The sequence below is a fragment of the Sphingobacterium yanglingense genome, from assembly GCF_004363245.1.
GTDB classification, from domain to species: Bacteria; Bacteroidota; Bacteroidia; order Sphingobacteriales; family Sphingobacteriaceae; genus Sphingobacterium; species Sphingobacterium yanglingense.
The window spans coordinates 168,743-191,793 of sequence record NZ_SNYV01000015.1 but is presented as its reverse complement, the minus strand read 5'-3'; the positions used below and the strand labels follow the sequence as shown (position 1 = coordinate 191,793).

Annotated in this window: 21 protein-coding genes; 15 read left to right on the top strand and 6 right to left on the bottom strand. The window is 40.1% G+C overall.

All coding sequences use genetic code 11. The features are described from left to right. Nucleotides 1-14: 14 nt before the first annotated feature. The gene (locus CLV99_RS14580) at nucleotides 15-530 is read right to left on the bottom strand and encodes a phosphoribosyltransferase family protein (RefSeq protein ID WP_133585253.1); all 516 of its coding nucleotides are present in this window, start codon (nucleotides 528-530) and stop codon (nucleotides 15-17) included. A 145-nt stretch (nucleotides 531-675) separates the two neighbouring features. Beyond that, nucleotides 676-1,251: a C40 family peptidase gene (locus CLV99_RS14575; RefSeq protein WP_133585252.1), complete on the bottom strand. Its 576-nt coding sequence runs from the start codon at nucleotides 1,249-1,251 to the stop codon at nucleotides 676-678. A 509-nt stretch (nucleotides 1,252-1,760) separates the two neighbouring features. On the opposite strand from CLV99_RS14575, the gene thrA reads away from it, so the two are divergent. From thrA to CLV99_RS14550, 5 genes are all read left to right on the top strand, one after another. Further along, nucleotides 1,761-4,211, top strand: coding sequence for a bifunctional aspartate kinase/homoserine dehydrogenase I (thrA, locus tag CLV99_RS14570; RefSeq protein WP_133585251.1), 2,451 nt, complete (start codon nucleotides 1,761-1,763; stop codon nucleotides 4,209-4,211). A gap of 41 nt (nucleotides 4,212-4,252) precedes the next feature. Beyond that, nucleotides 4,253-5,242 carry a homoserine kinase gene (locus CLV99_RS14565; RefSeq protein ID WP_133585250.1) on the top strand — a complete coding sequence of 330 codons (990 nt, stop codon included), beginning with the start codon at nucleotides 4,253-4,255 and terminating at the stop codon, nucleotides 5,240-5,242. A gap of 44 nt (nucleotides 5,243-5,286) precedes the next feature. Beyond that, entirely contained in the window at nucleotides 5,287-6,594 is a 1,308-nt protein-coding gene (thrC, locus tag CLV99_RS14560) for a threonine synthase (RefSeq protein ID WP_133585249.1), read from the top strand. Between the two features lie 330 nt (nucleotides 6,595-6,924). After that, the gene (locus CLV99_RS14555; RefSeq protein ID WP_133585248.1) at nucleotides 6,925-7,632 is read left to right on the top strand and encodes a 3-keto-disaccharide hydrolase; all 708 of its coding nucleotides are present in this window, start codon (nucleotides 6,925-6,927) and stop codon (nucleotides 7,630-7,632) included. 141 nt (nucleotides 7,633-7,773) lie between these two features. Then, entirely contained in the window at nucleotides 7,774-8,958 is a 1,185-nt protein-coding gene (locus CLV99_RS14550) for a class I SAM-dependent rRNA methyltransferase (RefSeq protein WP_133585247.1), read from the top strand. Between the two features lie 69 nt (nucleotides 8,959-9,027). Here the strand turns inward: CLV99_RS14550 and CLV99_RS14545 are convergent, their stop codons facing one another. Further along, entirely contained in the window at nucleotides 9,028-10,074 is a 1,047-nt protein-coding gene (locus CLV99_RS14545; protein WP_133585246.1) for a 3-oxoacyl-ACP synthase III family protein, read from the bottom strand. A gap of 145 nt (nucleotides 10,075-10,219) precedes the next feature. On the opposite strand from CLV99_RS14545, the gene CLV99_RS14540 reads away from it, so the two are divergent. The 4 genes from CLV99_RS14540 to CLV99_RS14525 all read left to right on the top strand — a co-directional run bounded on the left by CLV99_RS14540 (nucleotide 10,220) and on the right by CLV99_RS14525 (nucleotide 15,132). Further along, complete coding sequence (locus tag CLV99_RS14540; RefSeq protein ID WP_133585245.1) at nucleotides 10,220-10,501, top strand: ATP-dependent Clp protease adaptor ClpS; 282 nt, start codon at nucleotides 10,220-10,222, stop codon at nucleotides 10,499-10,501. Between the two features lie 86 nt (nucleotides 10,502-10,587). Continuing rightward, the gene (locus tag CLV99_RS14535) at nucleotides 10,588-13,080 is read left to right on the top strand and encodes a TonB-dependent receptor domain-containing protein (RefSeq protein WP_133585244.1); all 2,493 of its coding nucleotides are present in this window, start codon (nucleotides 10,588-10,590) and stop codon (nucleotides 13,078-13,080) included. A 130-nt stretch (nucleotides 13,081-13,210) separates the two neighbouring features. Then, nucleotides 13,211-14,020 carry a 3-keto-disaccharide hydrolase gene (locus tag CLV99_RS14530; protein ID WP_133585243.1) on the top strand — a complete coding sequence of 270 codons (810 nt, stop codon included), beginning with the start codon at nucleotides 13,211-13,213 and terminating at the stop codon, nucleotides 14,018-14,020. After that, nucleotides 14,020-15,132 carry an SGNH/GDSL hydrolase family protein gene (locus CLV99_RS14525; protein ID WP_133585242.1) on the top strand — a complete coding sequence of 371 codons (1,113 nt, stop codon included), beginning with the start codon at nucleotides 14,020-14,022 and terminating at the stop codon, nucleotides 15,130-15,132. The genes CLV99_RS14530 and CLV99_RS14525 overlap by 1 nt, the downstream gene beginning before the upstream one ends. Before the next feature lie 28 nt (nucleotides 15,133-15,160). Here CLV99_RS14525 and CLV99_RS14520 read toward each other — a convergent pair whose 3' ends face one another. Then, nucleotides 15,161-15,862, bottom strand: coding sequence for a YjjG family noncanonical pyrimidine nucleotidase (locus tag CLV99_RS14520; RefSeq protein ID WP_133585241.1), 702 nt, complete (start codon nucleotides 15,860-15,862; stop codon nucleotides 15,161-15,163). A gap of 134 nt (nucleotides 15,863-15,996) precedes the next feature. Between CLV99_RS14520 and CLV99_RS14515 the strand changes: the two genes are divergently transcribed. Genes CLV99_RS14515 through CLV99_RS14490 form a run of 6 tightly spaced genes read left to right on the top strand, consistent with a single transcriptional unit; the run spans nucleotide 15,997 to nucleotide 20,254 of the window. Continuing rightward, nucleotides 15,997-16,872, top strand: a complete 876-nt coding sequence (locus CLV99_RS14515) for a sensor histidine kinase (RefSeq protein ID WP_133585240.1) — start codon at nucleotides 15,997-15,999, stop codon at nucleotides 16,870-16,872. Then, on the top strand, nucleotides 16,862-17,581 hold the full coding sequence (locus CLV99_RS14510; protein WP_133585239.1) for a response regulator transcription factor: 720 nt from the start codon (nucleotides 16,862-16,864) through the stop codon (nucleotides 17,579-17,581). The genes CLV99_RS14515 and CLV99_RS14510 overlap by 11 nt, the downstream gene beginning before the upstream one ends. Nucleotides 17,582-17,587: 6 nt before the next feature. Then, entirely contained in the window at nucleotides 17,588-18,103 is a 516-nt protein-coding gene (locus CLV99_RS14505) for a hypothetical protein (protein ID WP_133585238.1), read from the top strand. 6 nt (nucleotides 18,104-18,109) lie between these two features. Further along, nucleotides 18,110-19,144, top strand: a complete 1,035-nt coding sequence (hemE, locus tag CLV99_RS14500; RefSeq protein WP_133585237.1) for a uroporphyrinogen decarboxylase — start codon at nucleotides 18,110-18,112, stop codon at nucleotides 19,142-19,144. Between the two features lie 54 nt (nucleotides 19,145-19,198). Beyond that, nucleotides 19,199-19,750, top strand: coding sequence for a CopD family protein (locus CLV99_RS14495; protein WP_133585236.1), 552 nt, complete (start codon nucleotides 19,199-19,201; stop codon nucleotides 19,748-19,750). Nucleotides 19,751-19,756: 6 nt separating this feature from the next. Further along, the gene (locus CLV99_RS14490; RefSeq protein WP_133585235.1) at nucleotides 19,757-20,254 is read left to right on the top strand and encodes a hypothetical protein; all 498 of its coding nucleotides are present in this window, start codon (nucleotides 19,757-19,759) and stop codon (nucleotides 20,252-20,254) included. A 37-nt stretch (nucleotides 20,255-20,291) separates the two neighbouring features. On the opposite strand, the gene CLV99_RS14485 is transcribed toward CLV99_RS14490, so the two are convergent. Both CLV99_RS14485 and CLV99_RS14480 read right to left on the bottom strand, forming a co-directional pair. Then, a complete protein-coding gene (locus CLV99_RS14485; protein WP_133585234.1) occupies nucleotides 20,292-21,506 on the bottom strand; it encodes a bifunctional 3,4-dihydroxy-2-butanone-4-phosphate synthase/GTP cyclohydrolase II in 1,215 nt (404 codons plus the stop codon). Nucleotides 21,507-21,581: 75 nt separating this feature from the next. After that, on the bottom strand, nucleotides 21,582-23,039 hold the full coding sequence (locus tag CLV99_RS14480; RefSeq protein ID WP_133585233.1) for an LptF/LptG family permease: 1,458 nt from the start codon (nucleotides 23,037-23,039) through the stop codon (nucleotides 21,582-21,584). Nucleotides 23,040-23,051 lie beyond the last annotated feature (12 nt).

Below are 23,051 nucleotides of genomic sequence, written 5' to 3'. Positions count from 1 at the left end.
GGAAAAGGTGCTGCTTAGTAAAGCCAAGCAGCATCTTCTTCATTATCGATTTCTTCTAGTCTGACCTCAACATGCTCTTTCAGAATTGTAGATAGTTTTACACCGTAAAAGTCACTAAATATAGGGAACTTATGGTGGCTTCTGTCAATGAGCACTGCTGTCCGCATTTTCTTTAATGGTACATTAATAAAGGCACCTAGGGCATATGCTAATGTGCGGCCACTGTTAAGTACATCATCAACAATGATGACTGCCTTGTCTTTAGCCATTTCAACAGGTTGGTCTGTGCTAGCTTCTAGATTTCTTTTACTTTTTTCTATATTAACTTTGATAAGTTCTATTTCTTTTTCAGGTGCGATTTCTTGAAGTATGCTTTGTAGACGTTGAGCAAAAATATACCCTCGGTCAGCAATACCTACGAGTACAACAGCTTTTTCTTCAAAGTTGTCTTCTAGGATTTGATAAGCGATACGACGAGATTTTTGCTGTATCTGTTGCTTGTTTAATATCAGAGTTTTCTTTGTTGACATGATGATTATTTGACTATGCTAATTTAGTGAAATTAGGAGAGAACTTATATATAATACGTATGAAAATTATTTAGTGAGAGATGAATAAAAAAAAGCCTAGATGGATTCCATCTAGGCTTCTATATTGTTCAAACAGTAATTAAGTCTATTTGATGTCTTCTTTGTAGTTTGACGCATCCGCCGTCATAATCCTATCCTCATCTTTTTTAGGTCTTCCGCCGTTGTAATAATAACGCTGCCAATAAGCTTCGTTAAGACTACTTACCATAACACCTTTACTCGAGGACGCATGTGCAAACTTGTCGTCTCCTAGGTAGACACCTACATGTGTTATACTTTTGCTTCTGATTTTGAAAAAAACTAAATCTCCCGCTTGAAGATCGCTTTTTCTGATAGGAGTTACATTGTCATATTGATTCCTGCTATTGTATCCGATTGTGGTATTGAATACGTTTTCATAAACAGCCAGTGAGAACTTGGAACAATCTATGCCTTTTTTGGAATCTCCGCCTAATCGGTAGGGAGTACCTAACCAATCATAGACAAACTGATAAAGCTTTGTGCTTGTTGTAGTATTAATAGCTACACCCATAATCTGAGAAAAGTACTCTTTTGTAAGATTATCCTGATCTCCTGTTTTACTTTTGTTTGTTGTTTGTGCGTGCGACACTAGACAAAAGCCTATAAATAGCATACTTGCTATTATCTTTTTTGTTTTCATTAAATCGCTTTATTTAATTACAACTTTCCTTCCGTAGATGTATATCTACACATCGACATCAACGAAGATAGGGTATTATGATTGCGGTTCCAAACTATTTTACATTTTTTTAACAAAACTTTAACTTTTTGATTGGCTTAATTGCTTGTGTTACAGCTGCTATTCTGTTTGTTCATCCATGAGTATTGTAAAATGTTATTTTTGATATATTGACAAGCTTCACTATTTGATGATCCACTTGAATTAGGTGGAAAAAAATGATTAATATTTCTATTTTGTCAAAATAAATTTGGATTTGTTATTATAGTTGTATTATCTTTATTCAAAATTTACAAAAGAGATGTTTTTAAGCACTATTATTTCAACAACTATTATTACCACCGGGATAGATTCTGGAGGGAGTAGTTCTATGGTGAAATGATTAAGTGTAGCGAATAGATAGAGCCTTCCTCCAGAAAAGAGGAAGGCTTTTTTTTTGAACTATTTTGACACAAACTAATATAAAACTAATGAAGGTATTAAAATTTGGAGGGACTTCGGTAGGTACAAAAGAAAGTATCCAAGAGGTATTGGCAATCGTTAAGGAGTCTTTTGACAAAGGAGAGAAACCGCTTGTCGTTTTGTCTGCAATGTCTGGGGTGACGAATCTGTTGACTCAAATGGCAGAGCATGCCGCCGAAGGGAAATCGTTTGATGAGAACCTGAAAGCATTGGAGGAAAAGCATTTTGATGTTGTAAGGAGCCTTATCGCGGTCAAATTCCAAAATCCGGTATTTACCAAGTTAAAACTTATGCTCAATGATCTGGATGAAATTCTACAGGGCGTCTTTGCACTGAGAGAGTTGAGCATGCAGAGCAAAGACCTAATTGTTTCTTTTGGTGAACGCTTTTCTAATTATTTGGTTTCTAAAATCATGGAGCAATATATACCGGAATCCGAATATATTAATGCTTCTCACTATGTCAAAACTGACTCTAATTTTGGAAATGCCCATATTAATGAAGATTTGACAACACAGTTGATTCAGGCTCTTTCCTATACCCATGCGGACAGATTATTGTTTGTTACGGGGTTTATTGGATCTAACGATAAGGGACGCGTGACGACATTGGGACGTGGAGGCTCTGATTACACTGCTGCGATCTTCGGGTCAGTGTTAGGTGCTTCTATAATTGAAATCTGGACCGATGTAAACGGAATGATGACAGCGGATCCCCGTATTGTTAAAAAAGCGTTTTCATTACCTATATTGTCTTACACAGAAGCAATGGAACTCTCGTACTTTGGCGCGAAAGTAATCTACCCGCCAACAATGATTCCAGCGTTCATGAAGAAAATACCTATCGCTATCCGTAATACCTTCGAACCTCATCTGGCTGGAACGGTTATTCAGTTTGAGTCGGATAAGTCTAGTTATCCTATAAAAGGTATATCGTCTATTTCAGATATATCCATTATCAATCTTACAGGAAGTGGAATGATTGGCAAGTCAGGATTTTCTGGTCGACTTTTTACGATGTTGGCGAGAGAGCAGATAAATGTGATTTTAATCACACAATCATCGTCTGAGCATAGTATTACATTTGCGGTCAATCCGCAGGATGCAGCGAAAGCATTGCAATTGATAGCCGTTGAGTTTGAATTAGAGCTTGAAGCAAATAAGCTTATTATGCCTGAGTTGGAAGAAAATCTTTCGGTGTTGGCTATAGTAGGTGAAAATATGAAGCGTACTCCGGGTATATCAGGAAGGCTGTTTCATGCATTAGGTCGAAACGGAATAAACGTACGTGCGATAGCCCAGGGGTCTTCAGAATTCAATATATCAGTTATTATTTCAAAAGACGACCTTGCTAAAGCGTTAAATGCAGTACATGATGCTTTCTTTGCTGAGTTGAAAAAGACATTACATGTCTTTAATCTGGGAACGGGTAATATCGGTGCTACCTTATTTAAGCAACTTCATGAACAACATGATTTTCTATTGGACAATAATGATATCGAAGTAAAAGTCGTTGGAATCTCTAATTCTAGAAAAATGCTCTTCAATGAAGGGGGAATTAACCTAGAAGGCTGGCAAGAAGATTTGGATGATAAAGGGGAAATTGCTGACCTATCTGCTTTTATGGAAAAAATGAAGGCTATGAACCTGCCAAATTGCGTTTTTATTGACAATACTGCCAGTAAGTTGCCTGCTACCTATTATGAAGATATTTTTAAATCTAATATATCAATTGTAACATGCAATAAAATAGCAAATTCGGGAGATTATGCGCAGTACCGTTCACTAAGAGACACCGCACGTGTGCACGGGGTTGACTTTTTCTATGAGACCAATGTCGGTGCAGGCTTGCCTATCGTACGTGTTTTAAAAGACCTGATGATGAGTGGGGATCGAATTTTAAGGATAGAAGCAATTCTGTCGGGTACGATCTCTTATATCTTTAATAATTTCGTTGGCGATGCTTCTTTCTATGAAGTTGTGAAAAAGGCACAGGAGTTGGGCTATACAGAGCCTGATCCCCGCGATGATCTAGGAGGGGTAGATTTTATGCGCAAAATGTTGATTTTGGCAAGAGATGGAGGACATGTGATCGAAGCATCTGATGTCGATTTAGGTGCTATCCTGCCTGAATCCTGTTTGCTGGCTGCCTCTGTTGATGAATTTTATGCCGAATTATTGAAAGCTGACCAGTATTTTAATGCGTTGAAGGATAAAGCGGCGAGCGAAAATAAAGTAATCCGTTACATCGGTACATTGGAAGATGGTAAGGTGAAGATCTCTTTGCAGATGGTGGATAACACACATCCTTTCTTTGCACTTTCAGGTAGCGATAATATCATTTCATTTACAACAGAACGGTATAAAGAGCGACCACTAGTAGTGAAGGGGCCTGGAGCAGGAGCCGAAGTAACAGCAGGAGGGGTATTTGCCGATTTAATTAATGTCGGAGCCAGATAAGCAGTCGTATAAGATCTTTGATTCAGTTTAACAGTCGAGTTATGAACGAAATAAAATTAGATAAGAAAGTAAACTTTGATAATATAAAAGATAAGGTGCGGGTTTTTGCTCCTGCTACCGTGGCAAATATGATCTGTGGCTTTGATATCCTGGGGTTTGCTGTCAACGAACCTGGCGATGAGGTTAAGATGTATCGAGTAGCCGAACCCGGAGTCCGCATCCGTTCGATAGCAGGTGATGATGGGCGTTTGCCTCTTGATGCCGATCGTAACACCGTTAGTGCCTGCGTGAAAATGTTGCTAAGTGATCTAGGAGTTGCGGATACCATTGGTGTGGAGATTGAACTTATCAAGCATATGCCAATAGGTTCTGGTTTGGGATCTAGTTCTGCGAGTACGGTTGCTGGTCTGTATGCAATTAATGCCTTGTTGGGCGCACCACTTACGAAGGAAGAACTGATGCCCTATTGTGTAGAAGGAGAGCGGCTAGCCTGTGGGCATGGGCACGCTGATAATGTTGCACCAGCATTGATGGGAGGAGTTACGTTGATCCGTGGACAGGAAGCTTTGGATATCGTAAAACTTCCCGTCCCTGGAGAGCTTTATGCAGGGATTGTATTTCCTCAGGTCGATGTACCGACGCGTGATGCACGCCAGTTAATAAAAGACAAGGTCTTGCTGAAGGACGCTGTTGTACAATGGGGAAATATTGCAGGGTTGATCGCGGGCCTTTTCCAAAATGATTATGATTTGATAGGTCGTAGCATGCAGGACGTATTGATCGAACCTACTCGTGCTATTTTGATACCTGAGTTTTATGAGATGAAACGGATTGCATTAGAATGTGGCGCTCTAAGCTTCGGGATATCAGGGTCAGGACCGTCGGTGGTAGCAATCTCTAGAGGAGCGGATATCGCTCGTGTAGCAACAGCTAAGATTAAAGAACACTTGTCATCGAAAGAAATAGATAGTTATCAATATGTTTCCGCGGTTAATGTTGAAGGTCCTCGGTTACTGGATTTTGATGCTTAGTGTTGAAGTCTTAAATCTAATATCTTAAATCTAATATTTAAAAAATGAAACTTTATAGTACGAATAATAAGACCTTACGGGTTTCTTTTCAAGAAGCCGTTTTCAACTCTCTTCCGCAGGATAAAGGGTTGTATATGCCTGAATTGATCCCACAATTAGATCCGTTTTTTATCCAGAATATACAACAATATTCGCTTCAGGAAATCGCTCTGACCGTGGCTTCAGCATTGATTGGTGATGATATTCCAAAGGCTGATCTGAAGAAGATTGTGGATGATGCGATTAATTTTGATGCTCCTGTCAAATTCTTGAATGCGGAGACCGCTGTTTTGGAGTTGTTCCATGGACCTTCTTATGCTTTTAAAGATTTTGGAGCTCGTTTTATGAGTCGGGTAATGGGGTACTTCTCTCAAAAAGGCGATCAGCTCTTGGATGTGTTAGTGGCGACATCCGGAGATACCGGTGGAGCAGTAGCTTTAGGTTTTCTAGGAGTTGAAGGAACGCGTGTCACAATATTGTACCCTAAGGGAAAAGTATCTAAGGTGCAGGAGGAGCAGTTGACTACTAATGGGCAGAATATTAGAGCTCTGGAAGTGGATGGTACATTTGATGACTGTCAGGCTTTGGTGAAAGAGGCTTTTAATGATACCGAACTTAATCGTGAGCTGCGCCTCACATCGGCAAACTCAATCAATATTTCTCGATTGATTCCTCAGACATTCTACTACTTCTGGGCTTATGCTCAATTGAAAGCTCAGGGAATCTCTGAAGTCGTATTTACAGTGCCTAGTGGCAATTTCGGAAATATTGGAGCAGGGTTATTAGCCTATAAAATGGGACTTCCGGTAACGCATTTTGTCGCGGGGACAAATCTAAATGATACCGTTCCCCGTTTTCTTCGTTCAGGTAGTTATGAGCCTAAACCTTCTGTACAAACACTAGCTAATGCCATGGATGTAGGTAATCCAAGTAACTGGGTGAGAATACAAGATATGTTTGATGGAGATTTAGAGCACCTTCGAGGTATGATATCGTCGTATACCTATGATGATGGAGCGACTGAACAAGCGATGAAAGGGCTGTATGAAAAATATAATTACGTAGCCTGCCCTCACACTGCGATAGCTTATCTGGCATCGGAGGCGTATCGTAGAGATACACCGGGGACTTACGCTTCGGTGTTTTTATCAACGGCGCACCCTTGTAAATTTCCAGACGCAATAGACGAAGCGATATTTGCCAAAGTAACTCTTCCTAAGGGAGCGGTAGATTTGTCGAATAAGCCTAAGCTTGCTACTGACTTGAAGGTCAGCTATGAAGATTTTAAGGCGTATTTGCTCGCAAATAGATAGTCTGCTATTCATGCCTCTCCCTCTATCTATTGTCTACCCTGCACGTAGGCAATAGATAGACAAATAATAGAGAAATGGTGTGTTTTGTCCAAATCTATTACGGAGTATTTCCGAGTCAGATTGGAAATGAATGTTTGAGGTTGACAGTGCATGGATAAAATGACCTCGATAATTAATTTAGGTATTCATCCTTAACTTTTGTTTAAAATGTCTTGTTATTCCATTAAAACATGTAATCATTCGTTTGTGAGCGGGGAGAATTGTACGTATTGTGATTATAACGCTTACTATAAAAAAATAGTTAGGCTGGTTCTCTTTTTTTTATGTTTTATGTCATCTGTTCTTGGTTTTTCTCAAGAAGTCCTTTTTGAATTTGGAGAAGGGAAAAGTTGGCGCGATCTTATGGAGGGAGCTCCTATTAGTGAGCCCCTGAGATGGGTCGATGTAAACACTAGCGCTGCTACTTGGTCTAAAGACCAGGAAGTGTTAGTTTGTAGGGGATTACCTATCGGAGTGATTCGGTCCGAAAAGATGTATCAAAATTTTATTTTGGATGTCGAGTGGCGACATATGGAAGCAGGAGGTAATTCTGGTGTTTTTGTTTGGTGCGATGCCGTTCCTGAAGTATCTAGTAGATTGCCCAGCGGGGTTGAAGTCCAGATGCTAGAACTAGATTGGGTCAATCAGAATAAGAGAGATGGAGTAGTGCCGCCAATAGCCTATGTTCACGGTGAGCTTTTTGGTGCAGGGAAAACCCGAACCATACCCGACAATCCTAGAGGGATAAGGAGTAAGTCAATAGAAAATCGTTGTCTAGGGGTGGGAGAGTGGAATAAATATACGGTTGTATGTGTAGATGGTACGATTAAATTGTCTATTAACGGGAAGTTTGTAAACGGAATCCGCGAATCAAGTCAGCGTAAAGGCTACTTATGCCTAGAAGCCGAGGGAGCAAAAATTGAATTTAGAAATTTTAAGATAATTGAATTAGACGAAGGTTATATTATGTCTGAACACATAGTCGATCCATTACAATAGTGATAAAATTGATCTATCGTTATAGCCAAAAGGAGCAGCCATTCAATATGTGCTGCTCTTTTTTTAATTGTTTTGGAATAAAATTTTGAAAAAGTTTAAAATAAATAATATTGTTTGCTTCTTCAGTTTTATTTTTGTGCGATGAATACGATAATCTTACAAAAAGGTAAAGATAAAGCTGCTTGGCAATTACACCCTTGGGTATTTTCTGGAGCGATTGGCAAAATAAATGGTCGGGTACAACCAGGAGAGGTTGTAGCTGTATATAATATAGAAGAGGAGTTCATTGCGTATGGAATCTATAATAATACATCTCGCGTAGCAGTCCGTTTGTTGGAATGGAATCCAGCGAATGAGATTAATGAAGACTGGTGGAGATTACGTGTAAGAAAGGCCATTCAGAATCGGAAGCACCTGTTGACGGCAGATAATGATGCGGTCCGTTTGATTTTTGCAGAAGCTGATTTTTTACCTGGGCTGATTGCGGATAAATATGCAGACTATATTTCTATTCAGGTCCATTCGGTAGGGATAGAACAGGTCAAAGGACTTATCGTTGATGAATTGGTAAATCTATTGCAACCTAAGGGGATTTACGAAAGAAGTGATTTGAAATCCAGAGAATATGAAGGATTGCCAGATCAAAATGGGGTGCTGTGGGGAGAATTACCTCCAGATTTTGTTGAAATCGTAGAGAATGGAATCCACTATAAAGTGAATATCATTGATGGTCAGAAATCGGGTTTCTATTGCGATCAGCGTGACAACCGCTTTTTGACGGCTCAATATGCCAAAGGTAAGCGGATGCTGGATTGTTTCTGTTATTCCGGTGGTTTTACCTTAAATGCTTTTCGAGCGGGGGCTGATGAAGTTATCTCGGTTGACAGTTCGGCATTAGCTATAGATACCCTAAAAGAAAATGTGAGGTATAATGGTTTTGATGAAACAAAACATGTGGCTGTTCAGTCTGATGTGAATAAGTACTTGCGTCAATTGGGAGAGCAAGGTGAAAAGTTTGATGTAATTGTGTTGGATCCGCCAAAGTATGCACCTTCAAGATCGACGTTAGAGAAAGCTTCTAGAGCTTATAAAGATTTGAATCGTAGGGGATTGATGTTGTTGGAGAGTGGAGGCTTATTGGCCACTTTTTCTTGTTCTGGAGCAATGGATATTGAGACCTTTAAACAGGTATTGGCTTGGGCCGCTCTGGATGCAGGTAAAGAAATCCAATTTATTAGACAGTTTTCGCAGCCAGAGGATCATCCTGTACGTGCTTCTTTCTCCGAAGGTGAATATCTGAAGGGATTATTAGTGCGTGTATTGTAAGAAAGCAAGTTGAAATGCTGTGATAAGAAAGTCGACAGAAAGACGATTCCATATCACAGCATTATATTATTACCATCGGATCAATGCCGATCCCCAAGTAAAGCCTGCTCCAAATGCGGCTAGGCAAACCAAATCCCCTTCTTTGATCTGGCCCTCTTCCCAAGCTTCCGAAAGCGCAATTGGTACTGATGCAGCAGTTGTATTGCCGTATTTTTGAATATTATTGAACACCTTATCATCCGCTAATCCCAATGTTTTCTGTACAAACTGTGATATACGGAGATTGGCTTGATGCGGTACCAGAAGGTCTATATCGGCAGACGTTAGTCCGTTTTTAGCTAAAGCTTCACCGATGACTTCCGGAAATTTTACCACTGCCTTTTTGAAAACGGCTTGACCATCCATATAGGGAAAAGCACTTCCGTCCTCTAGCATCTTAGGGGTTACGAACATACCGCCTAGTTCCTGGTCAGGCCATTCTGGTCTATTTTCCAAACCTTTTCCTCCCGACGCTCCTGGGTAATACATTGCTAGTTTTTCGGCTTCCGCACCATCTGAGTGGAGGTGGGTACTCAAGATGCCTTTGCCTGTTTCAGTTGTAGGTTGCAGTACGGCTGCACCTGCTCCATCACCAAATATCACGGAGACGGCTCGGCCTCGTGTCGAAAAATCCAAGGCAAAAGAGTGTTTTTCTGAACCGACGACCAGTATATTTTTATACATTCCGGTTTTTATGAATTGATCAGCTATAGACAAAGCGTAGACAAAACCTGAGCATTGGTTACGGATGTCTAATGCCCCGATTTCTCCCATACCCATTTCTCGTTGAAGCAGTACTCCACAGCCCGGAAAATAATAGTCAGGAGACAGTGTCGCGAATATAATAAAGTCTATGTCCTTAGCTGTTGTTTTTGCACGTTCTATAGCAATCTTCGCAGCTTCAACAGCCATTGAGGTAGTGGTTTCTTCTAGACGATCAGCATACCGTCTTTCTTTGATGCCAGTACGTTCCTGAATCCATTCGTCGGTCGTATCCATGAATCGGGTAAGGTCATTGTTAGTATACACATTTTTAGGAACATAATGTCCTAGGCCTGCAATTTTAGATTGGAACATGATTTTTTACTTCTAGTTGTTAATAATCTAACTATTTTCAACCCATCAACTGATTAGGAAGGCCTTTTATCTAAAGAGGGCTGCCTATAGGGAGGAAATTACTACAAAATTACGGTTTTTTTGAAAAATACACTACTTTTGCGCTATGGGTGTAGAAACCGAACAAGAAACCTTTACGCTTGAAGAAATTTTAGCCTCTGTTAAAGAAAGCCATAAGCTTATTCTTTGGAACGATGATATCAACACTTTTGATCATGTAATCTATTGTCTTATCCATCACCTGCAGTATACAGAACAGCAGGCGGAACGTATTGCTTGGAAAGTACACACAGAAGGGAAATGTGCGGTGCTAGAAGGACCTTACGTGGAGTTGGAAATCTATAGAAAGATATTGAAGGCAGAAGGTCTTACCGTTTCGGTGGAGTAGTTTTTCGCTTGGTAATAATACGGTTACGATAGCCCCTTATTCTGTTTTATTCTCCATTTTTGTAGCTTACGAACGCAATCTAAGCTATGCAACTTAAATTATTATTTACCTTATTTTTTGCCCTACCTTTATTTATATATGCGCAACAAGGGCAGTTTAAAGTCTCTGTTCTAGAAGAATCAAGCAAAGAGCCCGTGCTTGGGGCTAGTGTTTCGTTATTGCATGCTGTTTCAAAGGCCCCTGTAAAGGGACGACAGACTGATAGCAATGGAGTTGCTTTGATGGATGCTATTCCGGCCGGTAAGTATATCCTGAAGATCAGTTTTGTCGGAATGCTTGATTATGAACGGGAAGGTGTGGTAATTGCTGCCAATAAAACAAATGATATCGGTGTTGTATCCCTTGTTGAGAGCGGTCGCCAGCTGGACGAGATTGTTGTGAAGGGGCGTCTGCCCGAATTGCAGTTGGGAATTGATAAAAAAGTGTTTGATGTCTCCCAGAGTATTGTTAGCGTAGGTGGTACGGCACAGGATTTACTAGCTAATGTTCCCACCTTACAGGTGGATATGGACGGTTCTGTGAGTTTGAGAGGGTCTAATAGCGTTCGTGTTTTGATCGATGGCAAAGAGTCTGCTATGGCGGGATCTGATGTTAATAAATTGCTTCAGTCGCTACCTGCTGACGCAGTTGCTAAGGTTGAAATCATTACCAATCCCTCTGCAAAGTATGATGCAGAGGGTCAATCCGGAATTATCAATATTGTATTAAAGAAGAATACCCGCACGGGGTTTAACGGGGTAGCAAATGCTTCTGTTGGTAGCTACGATAACTATAACGCGGGGGTTACGTTGAATTATAGGGACCGGAAGTTTAATTATTTCGGAGGGTATAATTATAGAAATGGCCGTAATGTAGGTGAGGGGGGAGTACGTACTGTGCAACTGTTTGACGGTTTGCAACAGGAGAACAGTGAAATCACCGAATCGAACTCAGAAACATTCCGAAAGGGAATCAATAATTCTTTTCGTTTAGGAACGGATTATTATGCTAATGAAAAGACCACGATTAGCGTAGGAGCCAATTTGAGTCTGAGGGATAATAAAAGAGGCGAAGATATTTTTTACAACTATTATAACCGCCCTGGTTATGGCAGTTCCAGTTCCCGCAAATCCAGACAGAAAGAAGAGGATCTGGGCTATGATATCAGTTTTGATTTTAAACGTACCTTACGTAAGGAAGGAGAGGAGTTGACTGCTAATGTAACTTCTGGTTACGACAAAGAGGATGGTACGAATGACTATATACAGCGCTACGATAAGACTTCTACTATCTCCGAAAGTAGACGAAAAAATGCAACCAACGAAAGTGGCCGGAATTGGAATTTTCAACTGGATTATGTTTTGCCATTAGGCGAGAACCATAAGTTCGAAGCCGGGTACCGTACGATATTACGTTCGTCGGATGAGGGGCAGCGTTCTGAAAAATTAGTAGGAGGAGTGTTTGAACCTGATTATGGGGTGAACAATGATTTTAATATGAAATCGGGTGTCCATGCATTGTACGCTAACTACCAGCGTATGTTATCTCAGCGGATAGGGCTACAATTAGGACTTCGTGCGGAGGATGCTTTTCTAAATACAACTATCCGTAGCTTTGAACCATCTCTCATTGAAAAAGGTAGAGATGTGACACCAGGAAGACTAGATTACTTTCGAGTATATCCAAGTCTGTTTTTGACCTATGACGTTAATTCGGAAGGAGATAAAGTACAGCTGAGTTATTCCAGGCGGGTACAACGTCCAAGGGGATGGCAAGTCAATCCTTTCGTGGATTTGTCTGACGAGACGAACTTTAGACAGGGAAATCCAGAGTTGATGCCTGAAGATATTCACGCTGTGGAGATGAGTTTTGCAAAGTTTTATTCGGGATGGAATTTCCTTGCTTCGGCTTACTACCGCCGTATAAATGACGTTACGCAACCGTTTCAGTATGATCAAAATGATTCTATAGCAGCTGTCTATTTGGATGATAATCCCAATGCTACTTTTATGCGCTGGGAAAACATAGGTTCCAGAAATAATGCCGGGTTTGAGGTCGTCTCCAAGGTGAATATTTTTCCCTGGTGGGATATAACCGCAAATGGAAATGTTTTCTATTTTAAAATAGAACCGAATGAAGGGTATAATGTTCGGTCTTCTGATGGACTGTCTTGGAATGCGAACCTGACCACAAACCTCAAACTGGCAAAGTTGACTTCTCTTCAATTGCGTGGTGACTACCGTGCTCCAATGAACAGTTTACAGGGCAGGACGAAAGCAATGAAGGGGGGAGATCTGGCTTTAAAACAGGATGTGTTGCAAGGTAAAGGCAGTATAACGTTTAATGTCCGCGATTTGTTCGATTCTAGGCAGTTTGGTGGTGATAGCTATCTGTCGTCTCAGTATTCTGACCGATTCTTTAGATGGTCTAAGCGTACGTTTACGCTTGGTTTCTCTTACCGTTTTGGAGTGCAGGATTTGACCAAAGGTCGGAAGAAAAATGAAGACATGCCTTCCGATGAAAATATGGGAGGTTATTAGGATTTTCTTTTAGACTACTAAGTGTAGGAATTACATTAAGTATTTGTATATTTATTGGTAGAATTGCGATTATATATTTGAACCTGAATTGTTTTGGATAATTCGAAGACCGTAAATAAAAAATACACTAATGAAGACTAGCTTTATATCAGCTTGCTTAATGATGGGAATGTTTTCCTTTTCGGCAGCACATGCACAGGGCAAAAAGAGTTTCGAGGCCGTTGCCCCTACTTATGAATTGATGGATCTGCCAAAGGTAGATTTGACAAAGTTCAAGAAAAACAAAAGCGGAGCCTATGTACTATTTGATGGTAGCTCGTTGGAAGGGTGGCGAGGATATAATAAAGCTTATATTCCTAATAAATGGAATATAGAGGATGGTGCACTTAAGTTTTCCAAAAAACCTAATGTCGATAAACCGGAGGGGGGTGACATTATATTTGCACATGATTTCAAGAATTTTGAACTGGAGTTTGAATGGAAGATATCTGAAGCAGGCAATTCCGGTGTGTTTTTCTTAGCAAAAGAAGTCAAAGGTCAACCGATTTACATATCAAGCCCAGAATACCAAATCCTGGACAATGAGAAGCATCCAGACGCAAGCAAGGGTGTTGATGGAAATAGACAGTCTGCATCACTCTATGATATGATTCCCGCAAAGCCTCAGAATGCAAAGGCGGTAGGAACGTGGAATAAATCGAAAATTGTCGTTCAGGGAGAGAAAATTCAACATTTTCAGAATGGTAAGAAAGTCGTAGAGTATACGGTCAGAACCCCTGAATGGAATAAATTATTGCAATCTAGTAAGTTTAGCCAAGATAAGTGGCCTCTAGCTTTTGAGCTGCTTTCTAAAGTGGGGGCTGAGCCAGGTGTGATTGGATTTCAAGACCATGGTGACGATGTCTGGTATCGTAACGTGGCCATCAAGGTATTGCCCTAATGCGTATGTATATGACGGGATGGAGAGCTGTGATTGTATGTGCTTTCCTTTGTTCGGTCTGTTCACTTAGCGTATTTGGGCAGAGCGAACGAACGTTTTACCCTGTAGGTGCAGAGGTTTTACAGGGAAGGTCCAAAGAAATGAGGAATGAAATTTCAATTGGTCGTCTCCCAAGTCGGTTACAAGGACAGGTGCGGGATGCGGTTTGGAATTTGGGACAGAATGCAGCAGGTATATATGTAGACTTTCGTACCGATGCTGATACTATAGTAGTGCGCTATGCCGTATCTGGAGGTTTGAATATGCCACATATGCCGACTACGGGTGTCAGTGGCGTCGATTTATATCTGAAAGAAGCCAATACATGGCGCTGGGCATATGGAAGTTACCAATTCAAAGATACGATACAGTATACCTTTAGTAATATCGGTAACAATAAAACAGGGGTATATCGTTTATACCTGCCCTTGTATAATACGGTAAAGTGGCTTGAAATAGGTGTAGATAAATCGCAATGGTTTTCTTTTGTGGATAACAAGGAAAAAAAGGCTCCTATTGTGGTGTACGGAACGTCCATCGCACAAGGAGCCTGTGTGTCGCGTCCTGGTATGGCCTGGACGAATATTTTAGGACGTTCCTTGAACAATGAGGTTATTAATCTGGCATTTTCAGGAAATGGACGGTTGGAACAACCGGTGTTGGATTTGATCGCTCAAGAAGACGCTGCGGCATATGTTTTAGACTGCCTTCCTAATTTAGCGGTCGGCCCTCAGCGAAATGAAAAGCAGCTGGACTCCTTGATTGTTGGAGCTATCAAAACCATTCGGGTAAAGCACCCGCAAAAGCCGATTGTTCTTACGGGACACAGTTCCGCATTTACTCCAGGATTTATGAATAAAGCTACATTGGCGGAATATGAAAAGTCTACAGAAGTAGGAAAAGCTACTTTTGATCGGTTAATAAAAGAGGGGAACAAAAATCTATATTGGTTAGATAGTCGAGAGATTGCTTTGGATGTCAATTCTACTGTAGATTATGCTCATCCCAATGATTACGGTATGAATAAGATAGCGCAGTCCTATATTAGGTTGCTTCAAAAAATATTAAAATAGGGAAGGGTGTTCTAACTCTTCCCTATTTTTAGAAAATATGCTGTAGCTCTTTAAGATCTCTGATCATATAGTCTACGTCTGTCGGTTTATCAGCCCCAGTACTGTTGAAGTATATGGCTTCTAGACCTGCGTTTTGTGCTCCCCGTACATCTGCGTCAATATTATCTCCAATCATAATAGAAGTCGTTTTTTCAGCGGATCCATTGCTTACAGCATGATCAAAGATGCGCGGATCAGGTTTGTTGACTCCAAATACTTCGGATATAACGATTGTTTTGAAGTAGTCCGCCAGGCGACTGTGTTTTAGTTTAAGTTCACAGGCCTCTTTAAAACCATTTGATATCAAGTGGAGGTTGTATTTGCCTTTTAAGTAGGCAAGTGTCTCATGTGCATTGGGGAATAGATTTGTCTTTGTGGGGCAAATTTTGAGGTATTCTTCTTCAAACGCAACTGGGAAAAGTTCTGGATCTACACCAAGTTGTGTAAAGGTGTCTGCAAACCTTAATTTTCTTAGCGTAGGTTTGTCTATCTTGCCGTGGTGGTACAAATCCCATACGCGGTGATTGTTCAGTGTATAGGTTTCAATAAACAAGTCTGCGCGCTCGCTTCCAAAAAGTCGGTCAAATCGAAACGTTACGTAGAGTTCATGTAAGGTCTCTTCTGCATTTTTGTCAAAATCCCAGATGGTATGATCTAAATCGAAAAATATGTCTTTTTTTTGCTTGAACATGTACAAACCTACATAAATTCAATATTGTACACAATATGTATAGCAGACCTTACTCCTTTTTCTTATTAGTGTCATAAAACACGGGCTATTTTATTATACACCTATATTTACCTATTTTTGTTGAAATAGCATTTATGAGAAGAGCACTCTTTTGGTTTTATCTACTGGCGTTATATGCACTTTGTCAATTAATAGGGTGGGGATACATGTTCATAAAGCATGTTCCAGATAGAAAGGGGATGATTATTGGTGAGGGATTGATTTTTATAGCAATTTTTGTGCTCGCTGTAATTAAGCTGAAAAAACATCTGGAACGCGAACGCTATTACCAACAGCAACAGCAGAATTTTTTACTTTCTGTTACCCATGAGCTAAAATCACCCTTGGCTTCTGTTAAGCTTTATTTGCAGACCATATTGAAGCGGGACTTGGATCGTGAGCAACAGAAAACTTTCTTGTCGAATTCATTGAAAGATATCGAACGTCTTGATTATTTGGTGGAGAATGTTCTATTAGCTACTAAATTGGAAAACAGGACTTTTATTCTACCCAAGGAGGATTTTGATTTTTCTGTATTGATTGAAGAAATTTTAGATAGGCTTCAGAAAAATGCGTGCAAATCAGAAATTATTAGGCCACAGATTGAACCAGGGATTGTCTTACATGCAGATAAGTTTGCAATTACTAATGTGGTGACCAATCTTGTGGAGAATGCAGTCAAGTATTCGCCACCTTGTGCCAATGTAGAAGTGAGTCTCAAGAAAAAAGATAATGACCTTGTCTTTTCTGTTGCTGATCATGGGGCTGGTATACAAGATGAGGAAAAGAGACTTATCTTTAATAAATTCTATCGTGTAGGGAATGAATCCACTCGCAAAACCAAAGGAACTGGTTTGGGGTTATATATAGTAAAATCTGTATTGCAAAAACATGATGCTACCATCAGGGTTATGGATAATAAACCTTCCGGGAGCATCTTTGAAGTAACATTTGAAAATTATGCAAGCTAAACAAAGGATACTCTTAGTCGAAGACGAGGAACACTTGTTGGAGGCCATCAAATTAAATTTAGAATTAGAAGGGTACCGTGTCACTACGGCTACCGATGGTAAGAAGGCGTTGAAAATCTTCAAAGAAGAACGCTTCAATCTGATCATTTTGGATGTAATGATTCCTGAAATCGATGGTTTTCAGGTTGCAGAAACCATCCGCCTTCAGAATACAGAAGTACCTATTATGTTTCTGACGGCTAAGAATAGTAGCGAAGATCGCATTACAGGTTTAAAGAAAGGGGCAGACGATTATTTGGTCAAGCCGTTCAACCTTGAAGAGCTAATCTTGCGTGTAGGTAATTTGATTAGAAGAGGGATGAAAGGAGACGAGTTAAAGGAACTCAATTCTTATACCATAGGTGACAAGACCATCTATTTCAATTCCTATGAGTTACACTTAGCAGATGGTACGGTCACTTCGTTGACAAAGAAAGAAACCATGCTCCTAAAGTTACTTATCGAACGGCGTAATGAAGCTGTTTCTAGAGAGCAGATTTTAGAAACAGTGTGGAACTACGATGTGTACCCTTCTACCCGTACGATTGATAATTTTATTCTGACGTTTAGAAAGTATTTTGAACCTGATCAAAAGCATCCTATTTATTTTCACTCGATTAGAGGGGTGGGGTATAAGTTCACAGATAATACAGAGGGGCAAGCCGAGTAATAACATATGAATACACGGCGCCGAATGATAATAATTGGCATAGGCATTATTGGATTAGCCTATGCCGTTGTTTTTAAGCACTATAATGTTTGTGTTTATTTGTTAGGGATTATTGGTTACTTTATATGGAGTCAATATAGAGAAGGGACTGTTTTTTTAGCAACCCAGTCATTCCATAAGCAAGACTACGAGAAAACAGCCAAATTGCTTTCTGAGATTAAAAATCCAGATAATCTGCGTAAAGGTAGACGTAATTTTTACGAGTTTATGAAAGGTAATCTGGCCTTAAAAAATGATAATATAGAGGAGGCTGAGTATCATTTCCAATTGGCGTCGCGGTTGCCGTGGCGTAGAGACAACGAGAAAGGAATGGTTCTGATTAATCTTGCCAATATTAATCTGCGGAAAAAGGAATACGATAGAGTGAAAACCTACTTGGACCTAACGGATAAGTTGGCTTTGACGCACAGACAAAGTGATATCGTTGCAAAAATTAGAGAAGACGTAAAAAAATATAATTAGAATATAGTGAGTACAACTTTACAGAACGATTTGTTTATCAAGGCTGCGCTTTCGCAGCAAGTGGAGAGACCTCCGGTGTGGATGATGCGTCAAGCAGGACGTTTTATGCCGGAATATTGGGAGATTAAAAATAAATACAGCTTTTTGGAGATGTGTAAAACTCCCGAGATCGCTGCTGATGTGACTATGCTTCCGGTTGATCTTTTGGGTATCGATGCTGCCATTTTATTTTCGGATATCCTTGTTACTGGAGAGGCAATGGGAGGAGATCTATCTTTTGAGCAAGGAGTAGGACCTCGTTTTTCAAATCCTGTCCGTACTTGGAAGGATGCCGAAAATCTGTCGGTGGATTGTCTTGACAAATTGCAATATGTAGCGGATGCAATCCGTGTTATACAACAACGTCTTGATGGACGTATTCCTTTGATTGGATTTGCGGGAGCACCGTTCACTATACTAAGCTATTTGGTAGAAGGTGGATCTTCTAGAGATTTTAAGTTAACGAAGTTGATGTTGAATAATGAGCCAGAATTGGCGCACCTTATTCTTCAGAAAATAGCGGACCTGACGATAGCTTATCTGAATATGCAGATCGATGCAGGTGTTAATGCTGTTCAACTTTTCGATAGCTGGGCTAATGCGCTATCGTGGAATGACTACCATACATTCTCGCATAAGTACAATAAGTATATCTTAGCGAATCTGAAGCGTACCGTCCCTGTAATATCATTTGCGAAAGGAGCATCTGTATTTGCACCTGTAATGGCTGAAAGTAATCCAGACGTTATTTCTGTCGATTGGAATGCGGATCTGCTAAATATCAAGAAGAGTCTGCCTGCAGGCATGGCTGTTCAAGGGAACTTAGATCCGTTTATCATGTATGCAGACAAGCCGGTGATTAAAGCTAAGATTCATGAGTTGTTCGAAAGAATGCGCGGGGAGAATGGTTTTATATGTAACCTAGGACACGGTATTATGCCTGATATGCCATTTGACCATGTCAAATACGCAGTGGAAGTTATCAGAGAGTTTAGATACTAACGATTAGATTAAAAAAGGAAAAATTATTTAATTTTTCCTTTTTATTTTTGTGCTATGATATACCTATATGCGAAAGCGGTGCATATTATCTTTGTAATCTGTTGGATGGCGGGACTATTTTATATGCCTCGACTTTTTATTTATCATACCGAAGCGAAAGGTAAGGGGGACGTCGAATATCAAATTCTGCATAAGCAGTTTTCATTAATGGAAAACCGCCTATGGTGGGTGATAACGACTCCTGCAATGTATATTGCAATTGTTTCTGCACTATTGATGTTGTATTCTACTCCAGGTTTATTAAGCCTAAGTTGGATGCATGTCAAGTTGTTGTTTGTCGGAGGTATGGTGTTTTATCATTTCAGAACTCAAAAATTAATGTTCAGTCTAAGGGATGAAAAATCGACTTGGACATCGCAACAATTGAGGTTGTGGAATGAAATGGCTACAGTATTGTTGTTTGCTATCGTATTTGTCGTTATTCTGAAATCCGCTCTGAATTGGATATATGGTGTTATTGGGATTGTAGGTTTGGCTATATTATTAATGCTGCTTATTAAACTCTATAAAGCATATAGAAAATCAAAGGGGGAACAAGTAAACTAATTTATTATGAGAAGAGTTTTAGTGGTAATTTTATTTATAACCGGGATGTCGACACTTTCATTTGGACAGGATCATAGTTGGGCATTTGGATTTTATGGAGATATGAGCGTAAAATCGGCGAAGGAAAGTAGTTTCGGTATACAAGGGAAGTACGATCTGAACAGTCGGAACGCCGTACAGGCACAGGTACATGGGCGCGGTAATTTTGTCTCTGTTGGTGCAGATTATCTTTTCTCATTTTTAGACAAACGAAAAAGCAATTTTAACGTTTTTCTTGGCACTGGGGTCGCTGAAGATTTTGTTCGGTACCAAGAGGTAGGTGTAAAAGAGTATGCGTTTGTAAAAGATGAACGTTTTGTTCTTAACGGACAGATTGGATTAAGCTATTATTTTAAGCCTGTACAGTTATCGGTATATACGGGGTACAAGGTGAAGTATCTAGTAGAAGATGAAAACTTCCAGCCCAATTATTTAACGTTGGGCGTACGTTATCACTTATGGTAGATATAAAAAAAGAGGACTTAGTCCTCTTTTTTTATATCTATATGTTTTTGAGAATGCTGTGTCCCATTCGGTCACGTTTAGTTTTTAAATACGCTTCGTTGTACGCATTTGGCTCTATTTCAATAGGCACATTTTCGATGATTTCAAGGCCATATCCTACGAGACCAGCTCTTTTCGTCGGATTGTTGGACATTAATCTCATTTTCGAGACTCCCATATGACGGAGTATCTGAGCACCTACGCCGTAATCCCTATGGTCAGCTTTGAATCCCAATTGGATATTGGCATCCACAGTATCTATACCTTCTTCCTGCAATTTGTAGGCGTGAAGTTTATTGATTAATCCGATCCCTCGTCCCTCTTGGTTCATGTATACAATGATGCCCTTACCTTCCTTTTCAATCATCTCCATCGCTTTATGAAGCTGAGGTCCACAGTCGCAGCGGCAAGACCCAAATATATCTCCCGTCATACAAGAGCTGTGTACACGTACTAATACAGGTTCATCTTCTTTCCATTCGCCTTTGTATATTGCAAGGTGTTGTTCGCCACTATTTTTTTGGGTAAAGGCTTTCATCTGGAACTCTCCGTAGGCCGTAGGCATTTTTACGGATACTTCTTCATTGATTAATGAATCATGTTTTAGACGATACTCTATTAGATCCTCAATACTTATGATTTTGAGATCAAACCGTTTGGCAACTTCAAGCAAATCAGGTAGTCTTGCCATCTCTCCGTCTTCTTTGAGGATCTCCACCAATACACCTGCCGGCTCAAAGCCTGCAAGTCGAGCTATATCGACAGTTGCTTCGGTATGCCCGGTACGGCGTAAAACACCTCCATCCATCGCTATCAATGGAAATATATGACCAGGGCGGCCAAGTTCTTCTGGTTTAATATTAGGATCTATAAGTGCTTTTATTGTCTTTGAACGATCTGATGCTGATATCCCTGTTGTACATCCATAACCCTGTAAATCTACAGAGACGGTAAAGTTAGTTTCGTATATCGCTGTGTTTTGGCCCACCATCGGGTGTAGGTTCAGCTCTCTGCAGCGCTCTTCTGATAATGGTGCACAAACTAATCCACGTCCATGTGTCGCCATGAAGTTGATTATTTCAGGAGTAGCATTTCTAGCTGCAGTAATAAAGTCACCTTCATTCTCCCTGTCTTCATCGTCCACTACAATGATTACTTTTCCAGCCTTGATGTCTTCAATGGCTTCTTCGATTGTGTTTAATTTTATATCCATTGATATATTAGTTTTCCAATTACAAAGGTATAGTTGATTTTCGTTCTTTTAATAATCAAGAAGTCAAAATCTAGACTAAACCTTTTGTTTTTTGATATTTAGTTTTTCTTTAATCCAGCCTAAGGCAAGTTGTGCTTTAATCTTGTATTGATCCATGTCAAATAGTGCAGAATCCGTGGTGGATTTGTAGGTAAGAAACGCGGCTAATGGCGTGAGTACAATTATTGCCATCCACATTCCCCAAAAAGGAGTGATAGCTCCGTCTTTTGCAGCCTTTTCTGAGACAGTCGATATGATATGGTATATAAGAAAGAATATGATCGATATCACTACAGGAGCGCCTAGTCCACCTTTTCTAATGATGGCACCTAATGGTGCTCCAATGGCAAATAGAAGAAGACAAGAAATTGCTAATGTGAATTTTCTGTGGTATTCAACGTCATAGCGGATATCTTTATCAATTAACCCCTGGTATTCGGTTGATCTATTAAATGTGCCATCTTTGAATTGCTGAATCTGCCCAAGAGCACTGCTTATTACATTTCTCCGATTAGACTCTGGAATGTATGTTAGGATATCACCATTGAGTTCTATTTTTGCTTTCTCTCTATTCCCCTCGTTATAGTACCGAGAAGTATAAAGGATATTGTGTTTTAACTCTTGTGCACTGATTTTGGAGATGCTATCCAGCTCCATCAGATTGGTGTCAGACTTAAGTTTAAGCTGACGTAGATTTAGCATCTGATGGTGCTGTTTGAAGAGATTCTCATCTGTGCGTTTCATTTCAAACGCGTCCATGTCAAACTTTGTTTCCGTTTCTTTGAAATAAAAGCGCGTAAACTGTTGACGAGGGTCGTAGGTTTTTGCATTATTCGAACGAGCGTCTTCATAACGAACCCCATCGATAAGTTTTAAGATCATGAAACTTTGATCTCGCGAGTTATACATATATCCCTCTTTTGCAACAAGGACATCACTCGCGGCATTGCCTTTAGATTTATCGTAGATAGTGAGGTCGTATAGTACCGTCCCATCTTTGCTTTTGCTTTTGGCGCGAATGGCATATCCAGGAATGGTACTGTTGAAGATTCCTGGTTTGATGAGAAAATCCGCCTTTTTGTTACGGACATCCCATAATAGCGAACCCATCTTCAGATTGACTACAGGTAGTATGTAGTCGGAAAATAAAAAGGATCCGCCAGCGAATATTCCAACCAAAATGAACAAGGGGCTCATGGCTTTTCGTAATGAAACGCCGGCAGCTTTTATAGCGACCAATTCATAGCTTTCTCCTAGATTACCAAAGGTCATGATGGAGGAGAGCAGCATAGAAAGTGGGAGAGCCATGGACAACTGTACGGCACATTGGTAGCCAATAAGCTCCATAATGACGTACCATTCGAACCCCTTTCCGATAAGGTCATCGATATACTTAAATAAAAAAAGCATCAAAAGCACAAACATCACGATACAGAATGTGACAATGAATGGCTTAATGAATGCTTGTAGTATTAATTTGTGTACTTTTTTCATGTATCTATAAGC

Coding starts and splice junctions, on each gene's coding strand:
- CLV99_RS14580 (WP_133585253.1), bottom strand. CDS start 530: ATGTCAACAAAGAAAACTCTGATATTAAACAAGCAACAGATACAGCAA.
- CLV99_RS14575 (WP_133585252.1), bottom strand. CDS start 1,251: ATGAAAACAAAAAAGATAATAGCAAGTATGCTATTTATAGGCTTTTGT.
- thrA (WP_133585251.1), top strand. CDS start 1,761: ATGAAGGTATTAAAATTTGGAGGGACTTCGGTAGGTACAAAAGAAAGT.
- CLV99_RS14565 (WP_133585250.1), top strand. CDS start 4,253: ATGAACGAAATAAAATTAGATAAGAAAGTAAACTTTGATAATATAAAA.
- thrC (WP_133585249.1), top strand. CDS start 5,287: ATGAAACTTTATAGTACGAATAATAAGACCTTACGGGTTTCTTTTCAA.
- CLV99_RS14555 (WP_133585248.1), top strand. CDS start 6,925: ATGTCATCTGTTCTTGGTTTTTCTCAAGAAGTCCTTTTTGAATTTGGA.
- CLV99_RS14550 (WP_133585247.1), top strand. CDS start 7,774: ATGAATACGATAATCTTACAAAAAGGTAAAGATAAAGCTGCTTGGCAA.
- CLV99_RS14545 (WP_133585246.1), bottom strand. CDS start 10,074: ATGTTCCAATCTAAAATTGCAGGCCTAGGACATTATGTTCCTAAAAAT.
- CLV99_RS14540 (WP_133585245.1), top strand. CDS start 10,220: ATGGGTGTAGAAACCGAACAAGAAACCTTTACGCTTGAAGAAATTTTA.
- CLV99_RS14535 (WP_133585244.1), top strand. CDS start 10,588: ATGCAACTTAAATTATTATTTACCTTATTTTTTGCCCTACCTTTATTT.
- CLV99_RS14530 (WP_133585243.1), top strand. CDS start 13,211: ATGAAGACTAGCTTTATATCAGCTTGCTTAATGATGGGAATGTTTTCC.
- CLV99_RS14525 (WP_133585242.1), top strand. CDS start 14,020: ATGCGTATGTATATGACGGGATGGAGAGCTGTGATTGTATGTGCTTTC.
- CLV99_RS14520 (WP_133585241.1), bottom strand. CDS start 15,862: ATGTTCAAGCAAAAAAAAGACATATTTTTCGATTTAGATCATACCATC.
- CLV99_RS14515 (WP_133585240.1), top strand. CDS start 15,997: ATGAGAAGAGCACTCTTTTGGTTTTATCTACTGGCGTTATATGCACTT.
- CLV99_RS14510 (WP_133585239.1), top strand. CDS start 16,862: ATGCAAGCTAAACAAAGGATACTCTTAGTCGAAGACGAGGAACACTTG.
- CLV99_RS14505 (WP_133585238.1), top strand. CDS start 17,588: ATGAATACACGGCGCCGAATGATAATAATTGGCATAGGCATTATTGGA.
- CLV99_RS14495 (WP_133585236.1), top strand. CDS start 19,199: ATGATATACCTATATGCGAAAGCGGTGCATATTATCTTTGTAATCTGT.
- CLV99_RS14490 (WP_133585235.1), top strand. CDS start 19,757: ATGAGAAGAGTTTTAGTGGTAATTTTATTTATAACCGGGATGTCGACA.
- CLV99_RS14485 (WP_133585234.1), bottom strand. CDS start 21,506: ATGGATATAAAATTAAACACAATCGAAGAAGCCATTGAAGACATCAAG.
- CLV99_RS14480 (WP_133585233.1), bottom strand. CDS start 23,039: ATGAAAAAAGTACACAAATTAATACTACAAGCATTCATTAAGCCATTC.